The organism is Stenotrophomonas sp. 8(2023) (assembly GCF_030345295.1).
In the GTDB taxonomy this organism is placed as follows: domain Bacteria; phylum Pseudomonadota; class Gammaproteobacteria; order Xanthomonadales; family Xanthomonadaceae; genus Stenotrophomonas; species Stenotrophomonas muris.
Window position 1 is genome coordinate 3,916,551 of the sequence record NZ_CP128404.1, and the last position, 16,031, is coordinate 3,932,581.

The 16,031-nt window shown below is 65.5% G+C and carries 16 protein-coding genes; 4 read left to right on the plus strand and 12 right to left on the minus strand.

The genetic code is table 11. The features are described from left to right. Both QP609_RS18095 and QP609_RS18100 read left to right on the plus strand, forming a co-directional pair. Positions 1–1,347 carry a sigma-54 dependent transcriptional regulator gene (locus tag QP609_RS18095; protein WP_014648488.1) on the plus strand — a complete coding sequence of 449 codons (1,347 nt, stop codon included), beginning with the start codon at positions 1–3 and terminating at the stop codon, positions 1,345–1,347. After that, on the plus strand, positions 1,344–2,696 hold the full coding sequence (locus tag QP609_RS18100) for a HAMP domain-containing sensor histidine kinase (protein ID WP_014648489.1): 1,353 nt from the start codon (positions 1,344–1,346) through the stop codon (positions 2,694–2,696). Before QP609_RS18095 ends, QP609_RS18100 begins: the two co-directional genes overlap by 4 nt. Before the next feature lie 56 nt (positions 2,697–2,752). On the opposite strand, the gene QP609_RS18105 is transcribed toward QP609_RS18100, so the two are convergent. Both QP609_RS18105 and glmU read right to left on the minus strand, forming a co-directional pair. Next, entirely contained in the window at positions 2,753–3,286 is a 534-nt protein-coding gene (locus QP609_RS18105; RefSeq protein WP_046432626.1) for a GNAT family N-acetyltransferase, read from the minus strand. Beyond that, positions 3,255–4,622, minus strand: coding sequence for a bifunctional UDP-N-acetylglucosamine diphosphorylase/glucosamine-1-phosphate N-acetyltransferase GlmU (gene glmU / locus QP609_RS18110; protein WP_014648491.1), 1,368 nt, complete (start codon positions 4,620–4,622; stop codon positions 3,255–3,257). Before glmU ends, QP609_RS18105 begins: the two co-directional genes overlap by 32 nt. A gap of 83 nt (positions 4,623–4,705) precedes the next feature. On the opposite strand from glmU, the gene QP609_RS18115 reads away from it, so the two are divergent. After that, a complete protein-coding gene (locus QP609_RS18115; protein WP_164077338.1) occupies positions 4,706–5,089 on the plus strand; it encodes a GtrA family protein in 384 nt (127 codons plus the stop codon). A gap of 20 nt (positions 5,090–5,109) precedes the next feature. Here the strand turns inward: QP609_RS18115 and QP609_RS18120 are convergent, their stop codons facing one another. The 10 genes from QP609_RS18120 to QP609_RS18165 all read right to left on the minus strand — a co-directional run bounded on the left by QP609_RS18120 (position 5,110) and on the right by QP609_RS18165 (position 14,612). Next, the gene (locus QP609_RS18120) at positions 5,110–7,323 is read right to left on the minus strand and encodes a hypothetical protein (protein ID WP_197621302.1); all 2,214 of its coding nucleotides are present in this window, start codon (positions 7,321–7,323) and stop codon (positions 5,110–5,112) included. Between the two features lie 72 nt (positions 7,324–7,395). Then, positions 7,396–7,818: a F0F1 ATP synthase subunit epsilon gene (locus tag QP609_RS18125; protein ID WP_005419509.1), complete on the minus strand. Its 423-nt coding sequence runs from the start codon at positions 7,816–7,818 to the stop codon at positions 7,396–7,398. Between the two features lie 113 nt (positions 7,819–7,931). Continuing rightward, a complete protein-coding gene (gene atpD, locus QP609_RS18130; RefSeq protein ID WP_005419510.1) occupies positions 7,932–9,338 on the minus strand; it encodes a F0F1 ATP synthase subunit beta in 1,407 nt (468 codons plus the stop codon). A gap of 37 nt (positions 9,339–9,375) precedes the next feature. Then, positions 9,376–10,239, minus strand: a complete 864-nt coding sequence (atpG, locus tag QP609_RS18135; protein ID WP_014648494.1) for a F0F1 ATP synthase subunit gamma — start codon at positions 10,237–10,239, stop codon at positions 9,376–9,378. Positions 10,240–10,336: 97 nt separating this feature from the next. After that, on the minus strand, positions 10,337–11,884 hold the full coding sequence (gene atpA, locus QP609_RS18140) for a F0F1 ATP synthase subunit alpha (protein ID WP_005419511.1): 1,548 nt from the start codon (positions 11,882–11,884) through the stop codon (positions 10,337–10,339). Between the two features lie 44 nt (positions 11,885–11,928). Beyond that, positions 11,929–12,456, minus strand: coding sequence for a F0F1 ATP synthase subunit delta (locus tag QP609_RS18145; protein ID WP_014648495.1), 528 nt, complete (start codon positions 12,454–12,456; stop codon positions 11,929–11,931). Between the two features lie 2 nt (positions 12,457–12,458). Further along, positions 12,459–12,929 (minus strand): F0F1 ATP synthase subunit B, encoded by a 471-nt coding sequence (locus tag QP609_RS18150; protein ID WP_005419512.1) that lies wholly within the window; start codon positions 12,927–12,929, stop codon positions 12,459–12,461. Between the two features lie 106 nt (positions 12,930–13,035). Continuing rightward, positions 13,036–13,341 carry a F0F1 ATP synthase subunit C gene (gene atpE / locus QP609_RS18155; RefSeq protein ID WP_005411133.1) on the minus strand — a complete coding sequence of 102 codons (306 nt, stop codon included), beginning with the start codon at positions 13,339–13,341 and terminating at the stop codon, positions 13,036–13,038. A 73-nt stretch (positions 13,342–13,414) separates the two neighbouring features. Beyond that, complete coding sequence (gene atpB / locus QP609_RS18160; RefSeq protein WP_014038569.1) at positions 13,415–14,215, minus strand: F0F1 ATP synthase subunit A; 801 nt, start codon at positions 14,213–14,215, stop codon at positions 13,415–13,417. Between the two features lie 31 nt (positions 14,216–14,246). After that, on the minus strand, positions 14,247–14,612 hold the full coding sequence (locus QP609_RS18165; protein WP_014648497.1) for a hypothetical protein: 366 nt from the start codon (positions 14,610–14,612) through the stop codon (positions 14,247–14,249). Positions 14,613–15,070: 458 nt separating this feature from the next. Here QP609_RS18165 and QP609_RS18170 point away from each other — a divergent pair, with 458 nt between their 5' ends. Continuing rightward, complete coding sequence (locus tag QP609_RS18170) at positions 15,071–15,889, plus strand: hypothetical protein (RefSeq protein ID WP_046432636.1); 819 nt, start codon at positions 15,071–15,073, stop codon at positions 15,887–15,889. Positions 15,890–16,031 lie beyond the last annotated feature (142 nt).

Sequence of the window (16,031 nt, forward strand, 5' to 3'; positions counted from 1 at the left end):
ATGCCTTCGATCCTGATCATCGACGACAACGCCAGTGTGGGCACTGCACTGGACGTGCTGTTCTCCCTGCACGACATCGACACCCTGCAGGCGCAGAGCCCGGCCGAGGGGCTGGCCCTGCTCGAGTCGCAGCCGGTCGACCTGGTGATCCAGGACATGAACTTCAGCGAGGACACCACCTCCGGCGAGGAGGGCGAAGCGCTGTTCGCACAGATCCGCGCACGCCACCCGGACCTGCCGGTGATCCTGCTGACGGCCTGGACCCACCTGAGCAGCGCGGTGGACCTGGTCAAGGCCGGCGCCGCCGACTACCTGGCCAAGCCCTGGGACGACCGCAAGCTGCTGACCACGGTCAACAACCTGCTGGAGCTGTCCGAGGCGCGGCGCGAACTGGACCGCCGCCGCAGCCGTGAGCTGCGCCAGCGCAATGCGCTGGAAGAAAAGTACGACCTGTGCGGTGCGGTCTTCGCCGATCCGGCCAGCGAGCGCGTCATCGCCCTGGCCTGCCAGGTCGCGCGCTCCGAGCTGCCGGTGCTGATCACCGGTCCCAATGGTGCCGGCAAGGAGAAGATCGCGCAGATCATCCAGGCCAATTCACTGGTGGCCAAGGGCCCGTTCATCACGGTCAACTGCGGCGCGTTGCCGTCGGAGCTGATCGAGGCCGAACTGTTCGGTGCCGAGGCCGGCGCCTACACCGGCGCCAACAAGGCACGCGAGGGCAAGTTCGAAGCCGCCGACGGAGGCACGCTGTTCCTGGATGAGATCGGCAACCTGTCGCTGGGCGGGCAGATGAAGCTGTTGCGCGTGCTGGAAACCGGCCGCTTCGAGCGCCTGGGTTCCAATCGCGAACGCCAGGTCAAAGTCCGCGTGGTCAGCGCGACCAATGCCGACCTGCCGGCGATGATCCGCGACGGCACGTTCCGCGAAGATCTCTATTACCGCCTCAATACAGTGGAACTGGTACTACCGCCGTTGGCCGAGCGCGCGGGCGACATCGTTCCACTGGCCGAGCGTTTCCTGACGGCCGGCAAGCCGCTGTCCAGTGCCGCCAGTGCCGCCCTGCAACGGCACCCGTGGCCGGGCAACGTGCGCGAACTGCGCAACGTGATCCAGCGTGCCGAACTGCTGGCGACCGGCAACCGCATCGAGGTGGCCGACCTGAACCTGCCGCGCACCGCACCGGCGCCACGCCCCGCACCGAGCGCTGGCAACGATCCCGACCGCGAGCGCATCGAGGACGTGCTGGCACGCAACCACGGCGTCATCGCCCAGGCGGCTGCCGAACTCGGCCTGAGCCGCCAGGCCCTGTACCGGCGCATGGACCGCCACGGCATCCCACGCGAATGAAACGGCGCTCGTTCACCTTCCGCCTGTTCCTGCGCCTGCTGCCGGTGCTGGCGCTGGCCGCTGCGCTGCCGTGGCTGCTGGCGTACTGGATGAACCATGGCTGGGTGGTGACCACGGCGTCGGCCGTGATCCTGCTGGCGTTGATGTGGTGGACCCTGCGCCGTGCCACCGCACCGGTGCGCTCGCTGATGCGTGCACTGTCCGGCACCACCAGCAGCTACCGCGACGGCGAGTACAACTTCGGCGTGTACTGGCCGGGCAACGACGAACTGGGCGACCTGGTGCAGGCGCACCGCGAGCTGGGCGATGTGCTGCGCGAACAGCGGCAGGGCCTGGTGCAGCGCGAACTGCTGCTGGACACCATGGTGCAGAACACGCCGGTGGCCATGCTGCTGATTGCCTCCGGCGGCGATGGCATCGCCCGCGTGGTGTTCTCCAACCTGGCTGCGCGCAAGCTGCTGCATGGCGGCTGGAAGCTGGAAGGCCAGCGTCTGGAAGAGGTGCTGGAACAGGTGCCGGTGGAGCTGCGCGATGCCATTGCCCGTGGCGGCGACAGCCTGTTCGCGGTGCATGCCGAGGGCGAGGACGGCGACGAGGATGACGAGCAGGTCTACCACCTGTCGCGCCGCGCCTTCCAGCTCAACGGCCGTCCGCACGACCTGCTGCTGGTACGCCTGCTCACCGCCGAACTGCGCCGCCAGGAAGTGCAGACGTGGAAGAAGGTGATCCGGGTGATCAGCCACGAGCTCAACAACTCACTGGCACCGATCGCCTCGCTGGCCCACTCCGGTGGCGTGCTGGTGCAGCGCGAACGCTTCGACCGGTTGCCGGAGATCTTCACCACCATCGAGGACCGCGCACGCCACCTGGAAGGCTTCATCCGTGGCTATGCACGCTTCGCAAAGCTGCCGCAGCCGCAACTGCAGACCGTGCACTGGGCGCCGTTCCTGTCCAGCCTGCGCCAGCAGATCCCGTTCACCATGGAACGCGAGCCGGACGAGGACCTCAGCAGCCGCATCGACATCGCGCAGTTCGGGCAGGCATTGCTGAATCTTCTGAAGAACGCGCATGAAGCCTGCGCCGAGGCCGATCCGCCCAACGATGACGTACAGGTGCAACTCACGCGGCTGCCGCAATGGCTGCGCCTGGACGTACTGGATCGCGGCAAGGGCATGAACGAGCAGGTGCTGCAGAACGCCTTGATGCCGTTCTATTCGACCAAGCGCAACGGCACCGGCCTGGGGTTGGCACTGACGCGCGAGATCGTGGAAGCGCACGGTGGCCGCGTGTCGCTGCAGAACCGCGGCGATGGCGGGTTGTGCGTGTCGATCCTGTTGCCGGTGGGTTGAGCGGGCCGATCGGGTAGCTCCACGCCATGCGCGGATGTGCCGACCAGGGCCGGCACCTACCAGGTCCGCCGCATCGCCACCCGCAGGTGCATCGGAAACCCGAGCGCAGCCTCTTCGGCCATGACGGCGCGCAGGCCGTCGTTCCACTCAGCCTCAGGCACTACGTCGAACCCTTCGCTGGCATAGAAGGCTGCATTCCATGGCACATCGCTCAAGGTGGTCAGCACCGCTGCAGCAAAGCCGGTGGCCCTGGCCTGCGCCAAGGCGTGCCGCAGCAATGCGCGGCCATGGCCACGACGCGCGTGCGCCGGGTCCACATCCATCTGCAGGACATGGAACTCGCCACACAGCTCGCCGCCCAGCAGGTAGCCGGCAATGTCGCCGCCGGGGCCATCCACAACCCACAGCTGGCCCCGCTGAAGGCCGTCCTGCAGCGTCGGCAGATCCAGGCCGTGGCCGGCAAATACCGGATGGGCTTCGTGATCCTTCAGCAGTTCGCCGGCACGCTGTTCAATTGCCGGCAGCACGCCGAGCTCGTCGGCATGCGGAATACGTGGCTCAGGACTTCTTGACCGGGCGCTTCCAGCCATCGATGGTTTCCTGTCGTGCGCGGGCCAGTGTCAGCTTGCCGTCCGGGGCGGTGCGGGTGATGACCGAACCGGCAGCGATGGTCGCGCCCTCGCCGATCGTCAGCGGCGCCACCAGCGAACTGTTGGAACCGATGAACGCGTTGTCGCCGATGGTGGTGGTCGACTTGTTCACGCCGTCGTAGTTGCAGGTGATGGTGCCGGCACCGATGTTCACCTTGCTGCCGATCACCGCATCACCCAGATAGGTGAGGTGGTTGGCCTTGCTGCCGACGCCGAGGGTGACCTTCTTGGTTTCGACGAAGTTGCCGACGTGCACGCCATCGGCCAGCACGGTACCTGGGCGGAGGCGCGCGAACGGACCGACCAGCGCCGCGCCTTCGGTGACCACACCCTCCAGATCACAGTGCGCGCGTACTTCGGTACCGGGGCCGAGAGTAACGTCCTTCAGGCGGTTGAACGGACCGATGGTAACGCCGTCGCCGAGCACGATGTTGCCTTCGAGAACGACATCGACATCGATCAGCACGTCACTGCCCACGGTGACGGTGCCACGGATGTCGAGTCGGGCCGGGTCGCGCACGCGTGCACCCTGTGCGCACAGCGCACGCACGGCGCGATGCTGCCAGGCACGCTCCAGCTGAGACAGCTGCCAGGGATCGTTTGCCCCCTCGGCTTCCTGCGCGTCGGCCACCAGTGCCATTTCGGCCGGGGTGTACTCATGCGCGGCAAACGCGAACACATCGGTCAGGTAGTACTCGCCCTGTGCATTGCGGTTGGACAGCTGCGACAGCCAGCGGCGCAGCGCGGTCGACTCCGCGGCGATGATGCCGGTGTTGATCGTGCGCACGCGCAGCTGGTCGTCGGTCGCGTCCTTCTGCTCGACGATCGCTCCCACCTTGCCTTCGGCATCGCGCAGCACGCGGCCGTAACCGGTCGGGTCATCAACCTCGGCGACCAGCACCGCCAACCGCCCCGGCTGCGCCAGCAGATCGCGCAGGGTCTGCGCACGGATCAGCGGTACATCGCCGTACAGCACCAGCACCTGCACGGCATCCGGCACCTGCGGCATCGCCTGCGCCACCGCGTGGCCCGTACCCAGCTGCTGCGCCTGTTCAGCCCACTGCAGGTCGGGCTGGTCGGCGAACTGTTGCCGCACCGCCTCACCGCCATGGCCGTAGACCACATGGATGGCCGCCGGTTGCAGTTCGCGGGCCGCATCGATCACGTGCGCCAGCATCGGTTGGCCGGCGATCGGCTGCAGCACCTTCGGCAGCACCGACCTCATGCGCTTGCCGGCGCCGGCGGCGAGGATGATGACGTGCAGGGCTTGGGTCATGGGAACGGCAGTCCGTGGTTCGTTGCCGACGATTCTAGAGCGTGCGCCGTTAACATGGGCATCCCTCCTCCTTCACCATGCCGATGAACCTTGTCCGCCAGGGAAGCGCCTACCTCGTGATCGGGCTCGTGCAGCTGCTGATCGATTGGCTGGTGTTCGTGGTCGCCACCGCGCTTGGCATGCCGGTCGCACCGGCCAACGTCGCCGGGCGCCTGGCCGGCATGCTGCTGGGCTTCTGGCTCAACGGCCGCTATACCTTTGCCGAGGCCGGCACCCACAAGCTGGGCTGGAGGCGTTTCGCACGCTTTTTCGCGCTGTGGCTGCTGCTGACCGCGGCAAGCACGTTGCTGGTGAGCCTGGTCGACCACGCGCTGGGCCTGCAGTACACCTGGCTGGCCAAGCCACTGGTGGAAGGCGGGCTGGCGTGCGTGTCGTTCCTGTTGATGCGCCACGTGGTGTACCGCTGATCGCGGTCAGCGGTCAGCGGTCAGCGATCACCGTCACGGCGCAGGCGCGCTCCCAGTCCCTCACGCCACAGCTGCAGCGCGCTGTAGCGCAACCGCACCTGATGCTGCCCGGCCGGCACGCACAACGCATGGAAGAGGCCATTGCCGCGCAGCAGCGGCAGTACCTGGCCATCCTCGAGCTGCGCCTGCCAGCCACGACCGGTGGTTTCGTTGATCACCACCCATGCTGCATGGTCGGCCACCACCGTCAGCTCGATGCGTCCAGGCTGGTAGTGCAGCACCTGTACCGTGGCCTCGCCGGCATCCTGTTCGGCACAGTGGCTGCTGGCGGCTGCCGGCAGCCATAGCTGCCGGTTGAAATCGGTCTGGTTGAACAGCGGCGCAGGCGGTAGACGCTCCTCATGGCGGCGCACCTGCCGCGGATTCAGCACCCGTGGCAGCACGCTGTCACGCCGCGCAAGTTCCACCTGGTCGCCCTGCGCGCTGGAGCCCGGGAACGGCTCCTGGGCCAGCAGCCAACGCACGCCCAGCAGGTCGTACAGGGGAGCAGCGGTGTCTGGCATCCAGGCAGTGGGGACCTTCTGCTGGAAGGTATCCACCGGCTCGCCCGGCATCCCGGTCATCTGCAGATAGTCGCTTGCCAGCAGCGGGTTGTAGCCGTTTGCCAGCGCAATGGCATGCACCGCCGCGCCGTTGGTGAGTCCGCCGATGCCGAAGACCACCGCGCGCTCGGGTATGCCGATATGCCGCTCTGCCGCCAGCAGCGCATAGGCGCGCTGCGCAGGACCCGCACGATCGGCGGTGAGCACCGACTTTGTGCCGCTGCCCGCGTTGAACCTGGTGCCGACGTTGAACAGCAGCAGGTCCAACAGCACCAGCGCCAGCACCCAGCGCGCAGGTGACTGGTGGCGGCGCAGCACCCACACCGCGGCTACGCCCAGCGCGGCGCTGACCGCAAGCCAGGCGAAAGCGAGCGGATGACCATGATCGATCGCCAGCCACGCAGCGCACGCGCCCAGCACTGCGACGACCGCCACGGACACCCGATGCAATCGCAATGGCTGCCGCTGCAGGGCAACCTGCAGGGCACTGGCACCCAGCCACGCCGCCGCAGGCACGGTAAGGAACAGCGCATCGGACGGGCGCCGGAACAGGTCCAGCCCCGGAAGCCAGCCGAACAACCAGGGGAACAGCGGCGTGGCGCCACCCACCGCGACCATGATCGCCAGCGTCAGCGCACACAGCGCGACGCGCGTCGCCGCCGGCTTGCGCCGCAGCACCTCACCGCCCCAGAGCAGCCACAGCGCCAGCGGCACTGCCCCCACATAGAGGTAATCGGCGCTGATATCACCGAAGGCCCAGCTGTCGCCGCGCCCCTGCGAGAACACGTTGCCCGACAGCAGTGTCACCAGTGTCTGCCAGTGGATGGCACCCGGCAGCGCGGCTTCCAGCGTCAGGCCATTGCGATTGGTCTGGTCCAGCCAGGCCAGCGTGGACAGCCACTGCGGCGCACTGACACCACCGGCGAGAATGGCCACCACGCCCAGCTGCCACAGCAGGCGCATGCGCTGCCCCTGTGCCAGCACGACAGCAGCCACGGCGTAGATCACGCACGCGAGGATGATGAAATAGGTGACCTGGGTCAGTTGAAGCGCACACATCCCGCCGGCCACACCGGCCAGCAGGATGTCGCGCATCCGTCCCCGCCGGCGGACCTGCTCCAGGCCCAGCCACAGCCAGGGCAGCAGGCAGTAGCTGATGATCATCGGCGTGTGCTGCAGGCGCGACGCGGCCACGCCACCAAACATCAGCGTGAGTGCGAACAGCAGCTGCGCCGGCGGCGGCATGCCCTGCACGCGGCTCAACCGCAGTGCACCCAGGCCGCCTGCCAGCACATGCAGCAGCACCACCACCGTGAACAGGTGCAGGGAGCCCGGCGCCAGCAGCATCGGCAGCAGCATCGTCGGCTGCAGCGTCATCATCTGCGGATCGGCCACCTGCGGGTAGCCACCGTAGAGATACGGATTCCACCAGGGGGCCTGCAGGTGACGCAACTGCTCGGCACTGAAACTGACCGCCGGGAAGAACTGCTGCACGGCATCAAAGGGAATGGTCTTGATGCCACTGAGCCATGGCAGGCACAGAACGATCCACGCAATCAGGAACACGCCTGCCGGTGTGCGCCACGGCCGCTGCCAGCTGCCGCCTTCAATCGCTGTCGAGTAGTGCTGCATTCCCTGCTCCTGTGGCGAACAAACAAAAACGCCGGCAGCTAGCCGGCGCTTGTGCTTGATGACGCGCGAACCTCAGTGCTTGAGATTCTTGCGCAGGCGCTCCAGCGCCTGCAGCTGGACGACGGCTTCGGCCAGCTTCTGCTGGGCTTCAGCCACTTCCATCGCTTCGCCGCGGTTGGCCAGGATGCGCTCGGCTTCTTCCTTGGCCTTGCGGACCGAGGCTTCGTCGATGTCCTGCGCGCGGATCGCGGTGTCGGCCAGCACGGTCACCACCTGCGGCTGCACTTCCAGGATGCCGCCGGAAATGGCGAAATCCAGCTGCTCGCCGTTCGGCGTGGTCACCACCACCTTGCCCGGCTTCAGGCGGGTGATCAGCGGCGCGTGCTTGGGCGCGATGCCCAGTTCGCCCAGCTCACCGGTGGCCACGACCAGGGTCGCTTCGCCACGGAAGATTTCCTGCTCGGCGCTGACGATGTCGCAACGGATCGTGCTCATGCAAATCTCTTCGCTGTTCGCGGCGGCGCAATGCCGCCGTGGGGGTCCACCGGCGCGGGCGGTTGCCCGGCGCCGGCGTCAGGTCGGGCAGGATCGCTCCCGCCCGTCCCGGATCAGGCCTTCTCGGCCATCTTCTTGGCCTTCTCGACCGCTTCTTCGATGCCGCCGACCATGTAGAACGCCTGCTCCGGCAGGTGGTCGTACTCGCCATCGACGATGGCCTTGAAGCCACGGATGGTGTCCTTCAGCGGCACGTACTTGCCCGGCGAACCGGTGAACACTTCGGCCACGTGGAACGGCTGGCTGAAGAAGCGCTCGATCTTGCGGGCGCGCGACACGGCCTGCTTGTCTTCTTCGGACAGTTCGTCCATGCCCAGGATGGCGATGATGTCCTTCAGTTCCTTGTACTTCTGCAGGGTCTGCTGGACGCGCTGGGCGGTGTCGTAGTGCTCGTGGCCGATGACCAGCGGATCCATCTGGCGGCTGGTGGAGTCCAGCGGATCGACGGCCGGGTAGATACCCAGCGAGGCGATCGAACGCGACAGGGTCACGGTCGAGTCCAGGTGGGCGAAGGTGGTCGCCGGCGACGGGTCGGTCAGGTCGTCCGCGGGAACGTAGACGGCCTGGATCGAGGTGATCGAACCGTTCTTGGTCGAGGTGATGCGCTCCTGCAGGACGCCCATTTCCTCGGCCAGGGTCGGCTGGTAACCCACGGCGGACGGCATGCGGCCCAGCAGTGCCGACACTTCGGTACCGGCCAGGGTGTAACGGTAGATGTTGTCGACGAACAGCAGGACGTCCTTACCCTTGCCGTTTTCGTCCTTCTCGTCGCGGAAGTACTCGGCCATGGTCAGGCCGGTCAAGGCGACGCGCAGACGGTTGCCCGGCGGCTCGTTCATCTGGCCGTACACCATCGCCACCTTGTCCAGGACGTTGGAGTCCTTCATTTCGTGGTAGAAGTCGTTGCCCTCACGGGTACGCTCACCCACGCCGGCGAACACGGACAGACCGCTGTGCGCCTTGGCGATGTTGTTGATCAGTTCCATCATGTTGACGGTCTTGCCGACGCCGGCGCCGCCGAACAGGCCGACCTTGCCGCCCTTGGCGAACGGGCACATCAGGTCGATGACCTTGATGCCGGTTTCCAGCAGCTCGGTGGCCGGGGACTGGTCTTCATACGACGGCGCAGCGCGGTGGATTTCCCAGTTGTCGCTGGCAGCGACCGGGCCGGCTTCGTCGATCGGACGGCCAAGCACGTCCATGATGCGGCCCAGGGTGCCGGCGCCGACCGGCACCGAGATGCCACGGCCGGTGTTGACGGCAACCAGGTTGCGCTTCAGGCCGTCGGTGGAACCGAGCGCGATGGTACGCACCACGCCGTCGCCCAGCTGCTGCTGGACTTCGAGGGTGATCTCGGTGTTTTCCACCTTCAGTGCGTCGTACACCTTCGGCACCGATTCACGCGGGAATTCGACGTCGACGACCGCGCCGATGATCTGAACGATCTTGCCCTGACTCATTGCTGCATCCTCTAATGTGTGCTTTGAACGAACGCGGTCAGACTGCTGCCGCGCCGCCGACGATTTCGGAGATTTCCTGGGTGATCGCTGCCTGGCGCGCCTTGTTGTAGACGAGCTGCAGGGTGCCGATCAGCTTGTTGGCGTTGTCGCTCGCCGCCTTCATCGCAACCATGCGTGCCGCATGCTCGGAGGCGACGTTTTCCAGCAGTGCCTGGTACACCAGCGACTCGATGTAACGCGTCATCACGTGCTCGAGCACGGTCGCGGCATCGGGTTCGTACAGGTAATCCCAGTCGTGGTGAGCGACCTGCTTCTCAGCCGGCGGCAGCGGCAGCAGCTGATCGAAGCTGGCCTTCTGCACCATGGTGTTCACGAAGCGGTTGTAGACCAGGTACACGCGGTCGATCCTGCCTTCGGTGAAGGCGTCGAGCATGACCTTGATCACACCGATCAGCGATTCCAGCTTCGGTACGTCGCCGATGTGGGTCACGCTGCCGACCATGTTGACCTTCACGCGGCGGAAGAAGGTCGAAGCCTTCTGGCCGATGGTCACCAGGTCCACTTCGGCACCCTTGTCCTGCCATGCCTTGGCTTCGCCCAGCATCTTGCGGAACAGGTTGTTGTTCAGGCCGCCGGCCAGGCCGCGATCGGAGGAGATCACGATGAAACCGACCCGCTTGACCTGCTCGCGCTCGACCAGGAACGGATGCTGGTAGTCGGTGCTGGCCTGGGCCAGATGACCGATCACCTGCTTCATCGCCTGCGCGTACGGACGCGAGGTCTTCATCCGATCCTGCGCCTTGCGGATCTTGGAGGCCGAGACCATTTCCAGGGCGCGCGTCACCTTGCGGGTGTTCTGCACGCTCTTGATCTTGGTTTTGATTTCGCGTCCGCTTGCCATCTCTTGTTTCCCGTGGCGCGGGGCTGATGCCCCGCGTTGTTCAACCGTTTGTCATCTGGTCCAGCGGAGCCAGCGGCTCCGCTCTACAGGACCGCGATTACCAGCTGCCGGTGGTCTTGAACTCGGCGATGCCCTTCTTGAAGGCACCTTCGATGTCGTTGTCCCAACCGCCGGTGGCGTTGACCTTGCTGATCAGCTCGCCCTGGGTGTTGGCGAAGTGGGCGTGCAGGCCTTCTTCGAACGCCAGCAGCTTGTTGACCGGCACGTCGTCGAGGTAACCCTCGTTGACGGCGTAGATCGACAGCGCCTGGTTGGCAATCGACATCGGCGCGTACTGCTTCTGCTTCATCAGCTCGGTGACGCGCTGGCCACGCTCCAGCTGCTTGCGGGTCGCTTCGTCCAGGTCCGAGGCGAACTGCGCGAACGCAGCCAGCTCGCGGTACTGGGCCAGCGAGATACGGATGCCGCCCGACAGCTTCTTGATGATCTTGGTCTGGGCCGAGCCACCGACGCGCGACACCGAGATACCGGCGTTCACGGCCGGGCGGATGCCGGCGTTGAACAGGTCGGTTTCCAGGAAGATCTGGCCGTCGGTGATCGAGATCACGTTGGTCGGAACGAAGGCGGACACGTCGCCGGCCTGGGTCTCGATGATCGGCAGCGCGGTCAGCGAACCGGTCTTGCCGGTGACCTTGCCTTCGGTGAACTTCTCGACGTATTCCTCGGACACGCGGGCAGCGCGCTCGAGCAGACGGGAGTGCAGGTAGAACACGTCACCCGGGTAGGCTTCACGGCCCGGCGGACGCTTCAGCAGCAGCGAGATCTGGCGGTAGGCAACGGCCTGCTTGGACAGATCGTCGTACACGATCAGCGCGTCTTCGCCGCGGTCCATGAAGTACTCACCCATGGTGCAGCCCGAGTAGGCGCTGATGTACTGCATGGCAGCCGATTCGGAAGCGGTCGCGGCCACCACGATGGTGTGGGCCAGCGCGCCGTTCTCTTCCAGCTTGCGCACGATGTTGGCGATGGTCGACGCCTTCTGGCCGATCGCAACGTACACGCACTTGATGCCGGTGCCCTTCTGGTTGATCACCGCATCGATCGCCATGGCGGTCTTGCCGGTCTGGCGGTCACCGATGATCAGCTCGCGCTGGCCACGGCCGATCGGGATCATCGAGTCGACCGACTTGTAACCGGTCTGCACCGGCTGGTCGACCGACTTGCGCCAGATCACGCCCGGCGCAACACGCTCCACCGGAGCGGTCAGGTCGGTGCCCAGCGGGCCCTTGCCGTCGATCGGCTCGCCCAGCGCGTTCACGACGCGGCCCAGCAGTTCCGGGCCGACCGGCACTTCCAGGATGCGGCCGGTGGTCTTGGCGACGTCGCCTTCGCGCAGGTGCTCGTAGTCACCCAGGACCACGGCGCCGACCGAGTCGCGCTCCAGGTTCAGGGCCAGGGCGAAGGTGTTGTTCGGCAGTTCGATCATTTCGCCCTGCATCACGTCGGCCAGACCGAAGATGCGCACGATGCCGTCGGACACGCTGGTCACGGTGCCTTCGTTGCGCGATTCCGCGGCCAGCTTGACCTTCTCGATGCGGTTCTTGATCAGTTCGCTGATTTCGGAGGGGTTGAGCGTGGTTGCCATCGTCAAGTCCTAGTGCCGGCAGCGGGGCCGGACGTTAAATGAATTCAGTTAGCGAGCGCGGTCTGCAGACGGGCCAGCTTGCCCTTCAGCGAACCATCGATGACCACGTCGCCGGCGTCGATCACGGCGCCGCCGATCAGCGAAGCATCGACCGCGGTGGTCACGTCGACCTCGCGGTTGAAGCGCTTGCGCAGCGCAGCCTTGATCGCGTCCAGCTCGCCGGCCGACAGCTCGGAAGCCGAGGTCACCGTGGCCTTGACCACGTGCTCGGCTTCGGCGCGCAGGGCGTCGAACATGCCGGAGATTTCCGGCAGCAGCGGCAGACGATGCGATTCGGCCAGGATGGCCAGGAAGCGCGAGTAGGTCTCGCCGTGCGAGACCGGCGCCAGCAGGGCGACGGCGTCGTCACGACCCAGCTCCGGGTTGGCGAGCAGGGCCGCCACGCGCGGGTCGGCGGCGACGTGGGCGGAGAACGCCAGGGCGTCCGACCACGGCGCGAACGCACCTTCGTCGCGCGCGGTCGCGAACGCGGCGCGGGCGTACGGGCGGGCAAGCGTGAGGGCCTGGCTCATCCTTAGATCTCCGAGGCCAGCTCGTCGAGCAGCGCCTTGTGGGCGTTGGCGTCGATTTCGCGCTTGAGCAGCTTTTCGGCACCGGTCACGGCCAGCGCGGACACCTGCTTGCGCAGATCTTCACGGGCACGGTTGGCGGCGGCGTCGATTTCAGCCTGGGCCAGTTCCTTCTGACGGGTGGCTTCGGTGATCGCTTCGTTACGGGCTGCATCAACGATCTGGTTGGCACGCGCGTGGGCCTGATCGATGATCTCGTTGGCCTTGGTGCGGGCTTCCTTCAGCGCTTCGTTGACCTTCTCCTGCGCCTGGGCCAGATCTTTCTGGCTGCGGTCGGCAGCAGCGAGGCCTTCAGCAATCTTCTGCTGGCGCTCTTCGATCGCGTTCATCAGCGGCGGCCAGATCTTGGTCGCGATGATCCAGATCAGACCAGCGAAGGCCAGCGCCTGCGCAAGAAGGGTGAAATTGATATTCATGGTTAGCTCGATCGCTGGTTTCGGGGTGGACGTGCCGCCGAAGCGGCACATCCGGCCTTCATCCGAAACCGGGTGCATCAGCACCCGGTCGTCTCAAACCGCTGTATCAGCCGGCCAGAGCCTTGGTGACGGCGCCAGCAAAGGCAGCCGACAGCGGGTTGGCGAAGGCCAGCAGCAGGCCAACGGCGACCGAGATGATGAACGCGGCGTCGATCAGGCCGGCGGTGATGAACATGCGGACCTGCAGGACCGGGATCAGTTCCGGCTGGCGCGCGGCCGACTCCAGGAACTTACCAGCCATGATGGCCAGACCCAGACCGGCGCCCAGCGCGGCCAGGCCGATCATGATGCCGACGGCAAGGGCGGTGGAGCTCTGAATCTGCGCGAAGTTGGTCAGGACGGCGAAGTACATGGTTATCTCCAGGAACTTAAGTTGCTAAGGGTGATGAAACGGATGAAGGTTGAAACGCGTTGAAGCTTGAAACTCAGTGAGCGTCTTCCGACAGGCTCAGGTACACGATCGACAGCATCATGAAGATGAAGGCCTGCAGCGGGATCACCAGCAGGTGGAACAGCATCCAGCCGAGGCCGAACACACCACCCGCGATGGCACCGAAGAAACCGGCACCACCCAGCACCCAGATCAGCAGGAACACGATTTCGCCGCCGAACATGTTGCCGAACAGTCGCATCGCCAGCGAGATCGGCTTGCTCAGCCACTCGACGATGTTGAGGATCAGGTTGAACGGCATCATCCACTTGCCGAACGGCGCCGTCAGGAATTCCTTGACGAAGCCGACCAGGCCCTTGGACTTGAGCGCGAAGAACAGCATCAGGAAGAACACGCTGATGGCCATGCCGAGGGTGGCATTGACGTCAGCGGTCGGCACCGGCTTCCAGTAGTGCACGCCCACCCATTCCAGCGGCTTGGCGATGAAATCGGCCGGGATCATCTTCAGCAGATTCATCAACAGGATCCAGAAGAAGATCGTGATGGCGATCGGCGTGACCAGCTTGCTCTTGCCGTGGTAGGTGTCCTTGGCCTGGCGGTCGACGAACTCCAGGCAGATCTCGACGAAGGCCTGCCACTTGCCCGGCACGCCGGCGGTGGCCTTGCGGGTCCCCAGCCAGAACGCGACAACGATCACCAGGCCCATCAGGACGGCGGTGAGGAAGGTATCGACGTGGATATGCCAGAACATACCCTCACCCTTGCCGACCGGTGCGGTCAGGTTGTGCAGGTGATGCTGGATGTAGCTGGTAGGGGTTAGAGCCTCGCCCGCCATGTGTCCGGAACCTTCAGTTAATTGAATTCTGTCAACGCCTGGCCATGGCCAGGACCTGGAACATCAAGCCGACGGCGATACCGGCCAACAGCGCCAATGCAGGCAGCTTGAAGACCAGGAACCCCACCAGCAGGACGCCGAAAACCACGACCCACTTGGCCACGATCGCAATGATCAGGCGAGCCATCGCCGATCCTGCGGCCACCGCACCACCGCCCAGAGCCATCCGTGCCGCAACCCAGCCGCCGGCCGAAATGGCCACACCGGACGCCAGCGCGCCGAGGGCATACTTCGGACCTACCAGCAGGAAGGCCAGGGCCAGGACAGCCACCGCGGCCAGCGGGTAGACCGCGGCGCGCAGCATCAGTCGCCGACCCGCATCAACGGAGTTCAGCACAGGACGTCCCGCGTGGTTGCAAGTGGAGGGCTGAGGCGGCTACAGCAGGGGGGCCTCATCGAGCCGCCAAATTATAGCAATGGGACAATTTGCGAGACAACCGCTGCCTGTTCATCCCTGGAAGCCGCAAGTTGCGGTAACGGTTACATTTTTGCGTGCCACCCGGGGGACAATGACGTCCGCGTGATGCTGCACCGCAGTATTGAACTTTGGTCGCAGGCGCGGAACTTTCGCTGGATGCGCCGGTCCGATCTTTCGACCTGCCTGCAGCAACCTCGTCGACGCTCCGCCCCGCAGGTCCCACGATGGCCCCGAAGCCCGTCTCCGGGGCCATCTTTTTGCGTCGTCGCGACAGGGCTGAACCGTGCACACTCCGTGGACCATACGTTCACGGATGGTGGACGGCGGCGTCCGGCACAGTGGTCTTCATTCTGATGAACCACTGCAAGGACTCTTCGATGCGCCCCGTACCCACCCTGCTCGCCCTTTCCCTGCTCGCTGCCGGCGCCTCGTTCGCCAATGCCGCCCACGCCGCCGAAGGCGACGACCGCTTCGCCATCCGTCTGGGTGCGATGAACATCGATTCGGACAACACGCTGCGTGGCAGCACCACCGTGGCCGGCCAGGACATCTCCCTGGACCAGGACTTCAAGCTGGGTGGCAAGGAATGGGAGCCGCGCATCGACGGCATGTTCCGCATCAGCAACCGTCAGCGCCTGCTGTTCAACTACTTCAAGTACGACAAGGACCGTCGCGAGACGCTTGACCAAGGCATTTCCTTCGGCGGTGAGAGCGTGCCGGCCGGCAGCTTCGTGAAGGGCGAGCTGAAGTACCAGGTGGCCAGCCTGGTCTATGACTACTCGGTCGTCGATACCGACACCTTCGACCTGGGCCTGCAGATCGGTGGCGAGTACGCCAAGGTCAGCACCAAGGGCTACGCGGACCTGGGCACGGTGTATGAAGGCCAGTTCCTCAACGAGAAGGCCGATGGCGTGGCACCGGTGGTGGGTGCGCGCATGACCTTCACCCCGTCCGAGCGCTGGATGATCACGCTGCAGGGCCAGTACCTGAACACGCGCTGGGGCAGTTTCGATGACTACAAGGGCGACCTGAGCCGCGCCAATGCGATCGTCGATTACCGCTTCACCAAGAACTTCGGTGTGTTCGCCGGCTACGACTGGTTCAAGCTGGACGTGGACAAGAAGGGCAGCGACGGCACGGTCGGCCTGAAGCAGGAATTCAAGGGCCCGGTGGCCGGTATCAGCTTCGTGTTCTGATCCCCTGCCCCTTCCACGGCATCTTCTCTCCTGGCGCGGCCTCCGGAACATCGGGGCCGCGTTTTTTCTTTGCATCGTCGAGCAGAAAAGCAGGCTGGTCGAGCGCTGGGGGAAGAGGGGCTTGCGTGCGAATGTCCCCCGG

Coding starts and splice junctions, on each gene's coding strand:
- QP609_RS18095 (WP_014648488.1), top strand. CDS start 1: ATGCCTTCGATCCTGATCATCGACGACAACGCCAGTGTGGGCACTGCA.
- QP609_RS18100 (WP_014648489.1), top strand. CDS start 1,344: ATGAAACGGCGCTCGTTCACCTTCCGCCTGTTCCTGCGCCTGCTGCCG.
- QP609_RS18105 (WP_046432626.1), bottom strand. CDS start 3,286: ATGGCTGGAAGCGCCCGGTCAAGAAGTCCTGAGCCACGTATTCCGCAT.
- glmU (WP_014648491.1), bottom strand. CDS start 4,622: ATGACCCAAGCCCTGCACGTCATCATCCTCGCCGCCGGCGCCGGCAAG.
- QP609_RS18115 (WP_164077338.1), top strand. CDS start 4,706: ATGAACCTTGTCCGCCAGGGAAGCGCCTACCTCGTGATCGGGCTCGTG.
- QP609_RS18120 (WP_197621302.1), bottom strand. CDS start 7,323: ATGCAGCACTACTCGACAGCGATTGAAGGCGGCAGCTGGCAGCGGCCG.
- QP609_RS18125 (WP_005419509.1), bottom strand. CDS start 7,818: ATGAGCACGATCCGTTGCGACATCGTCAGCGCCGAGCAGGAAATCTTC.
- atpD (WP_005419510.1), bottom strand. CDS start 9,338: ATGAGTCAGGGCAAGATCGTTCAGATCATCGGCGCGGTCGTCGACGTC.
- atpG (WP_014648494.1), bottom strand. CDS start 10,239: ATGGCAAGCGGACGCGAAATCAAAACCAAGATCAAGAGCGTGCAGAAC.
- atpA (WP_005419511.1), bottom strand. CDS start 11,884: ATGGCAACCACGCTCAACCCCTCCGAAATCAGCGAACTGATCAAGAAC.
- QP609_RS18145 (WP_014648495.1), bottom strand. CDS start 12,456: ATGAGCCAGGCCCTCACGCTTGCCCGCCCGTACGCCCGCGCCGCGTTC.
- QP609_RS18150 (WP_005419512.1), bottom strand. CDS start 12,929: ATGAATATCAATTTCACCCTTCTTGCGCAGGCGCTGGCCTTCGCTGGT.
- atpE (WP_005411133.1), bottom strand. CDS start 13,341: ATGTACTTCGCCGTCCTGACCAACTTCGCGCAGATTCAGAGCTCCACC.
- atpB (WP_014038569.1), bottom strand. CDS start 14,215: ATGGCGGGCGAGGCTCTAACCCCTACCAGCTACATCCAGCATCACCTG.
- QP609_RS18170 (WP_046432636.1), top strand. CDS start 15,071: ATGCGCCCCGTACCCACCCTGCTCGCCCTTTCCCTGCTCGCTGCCGGC.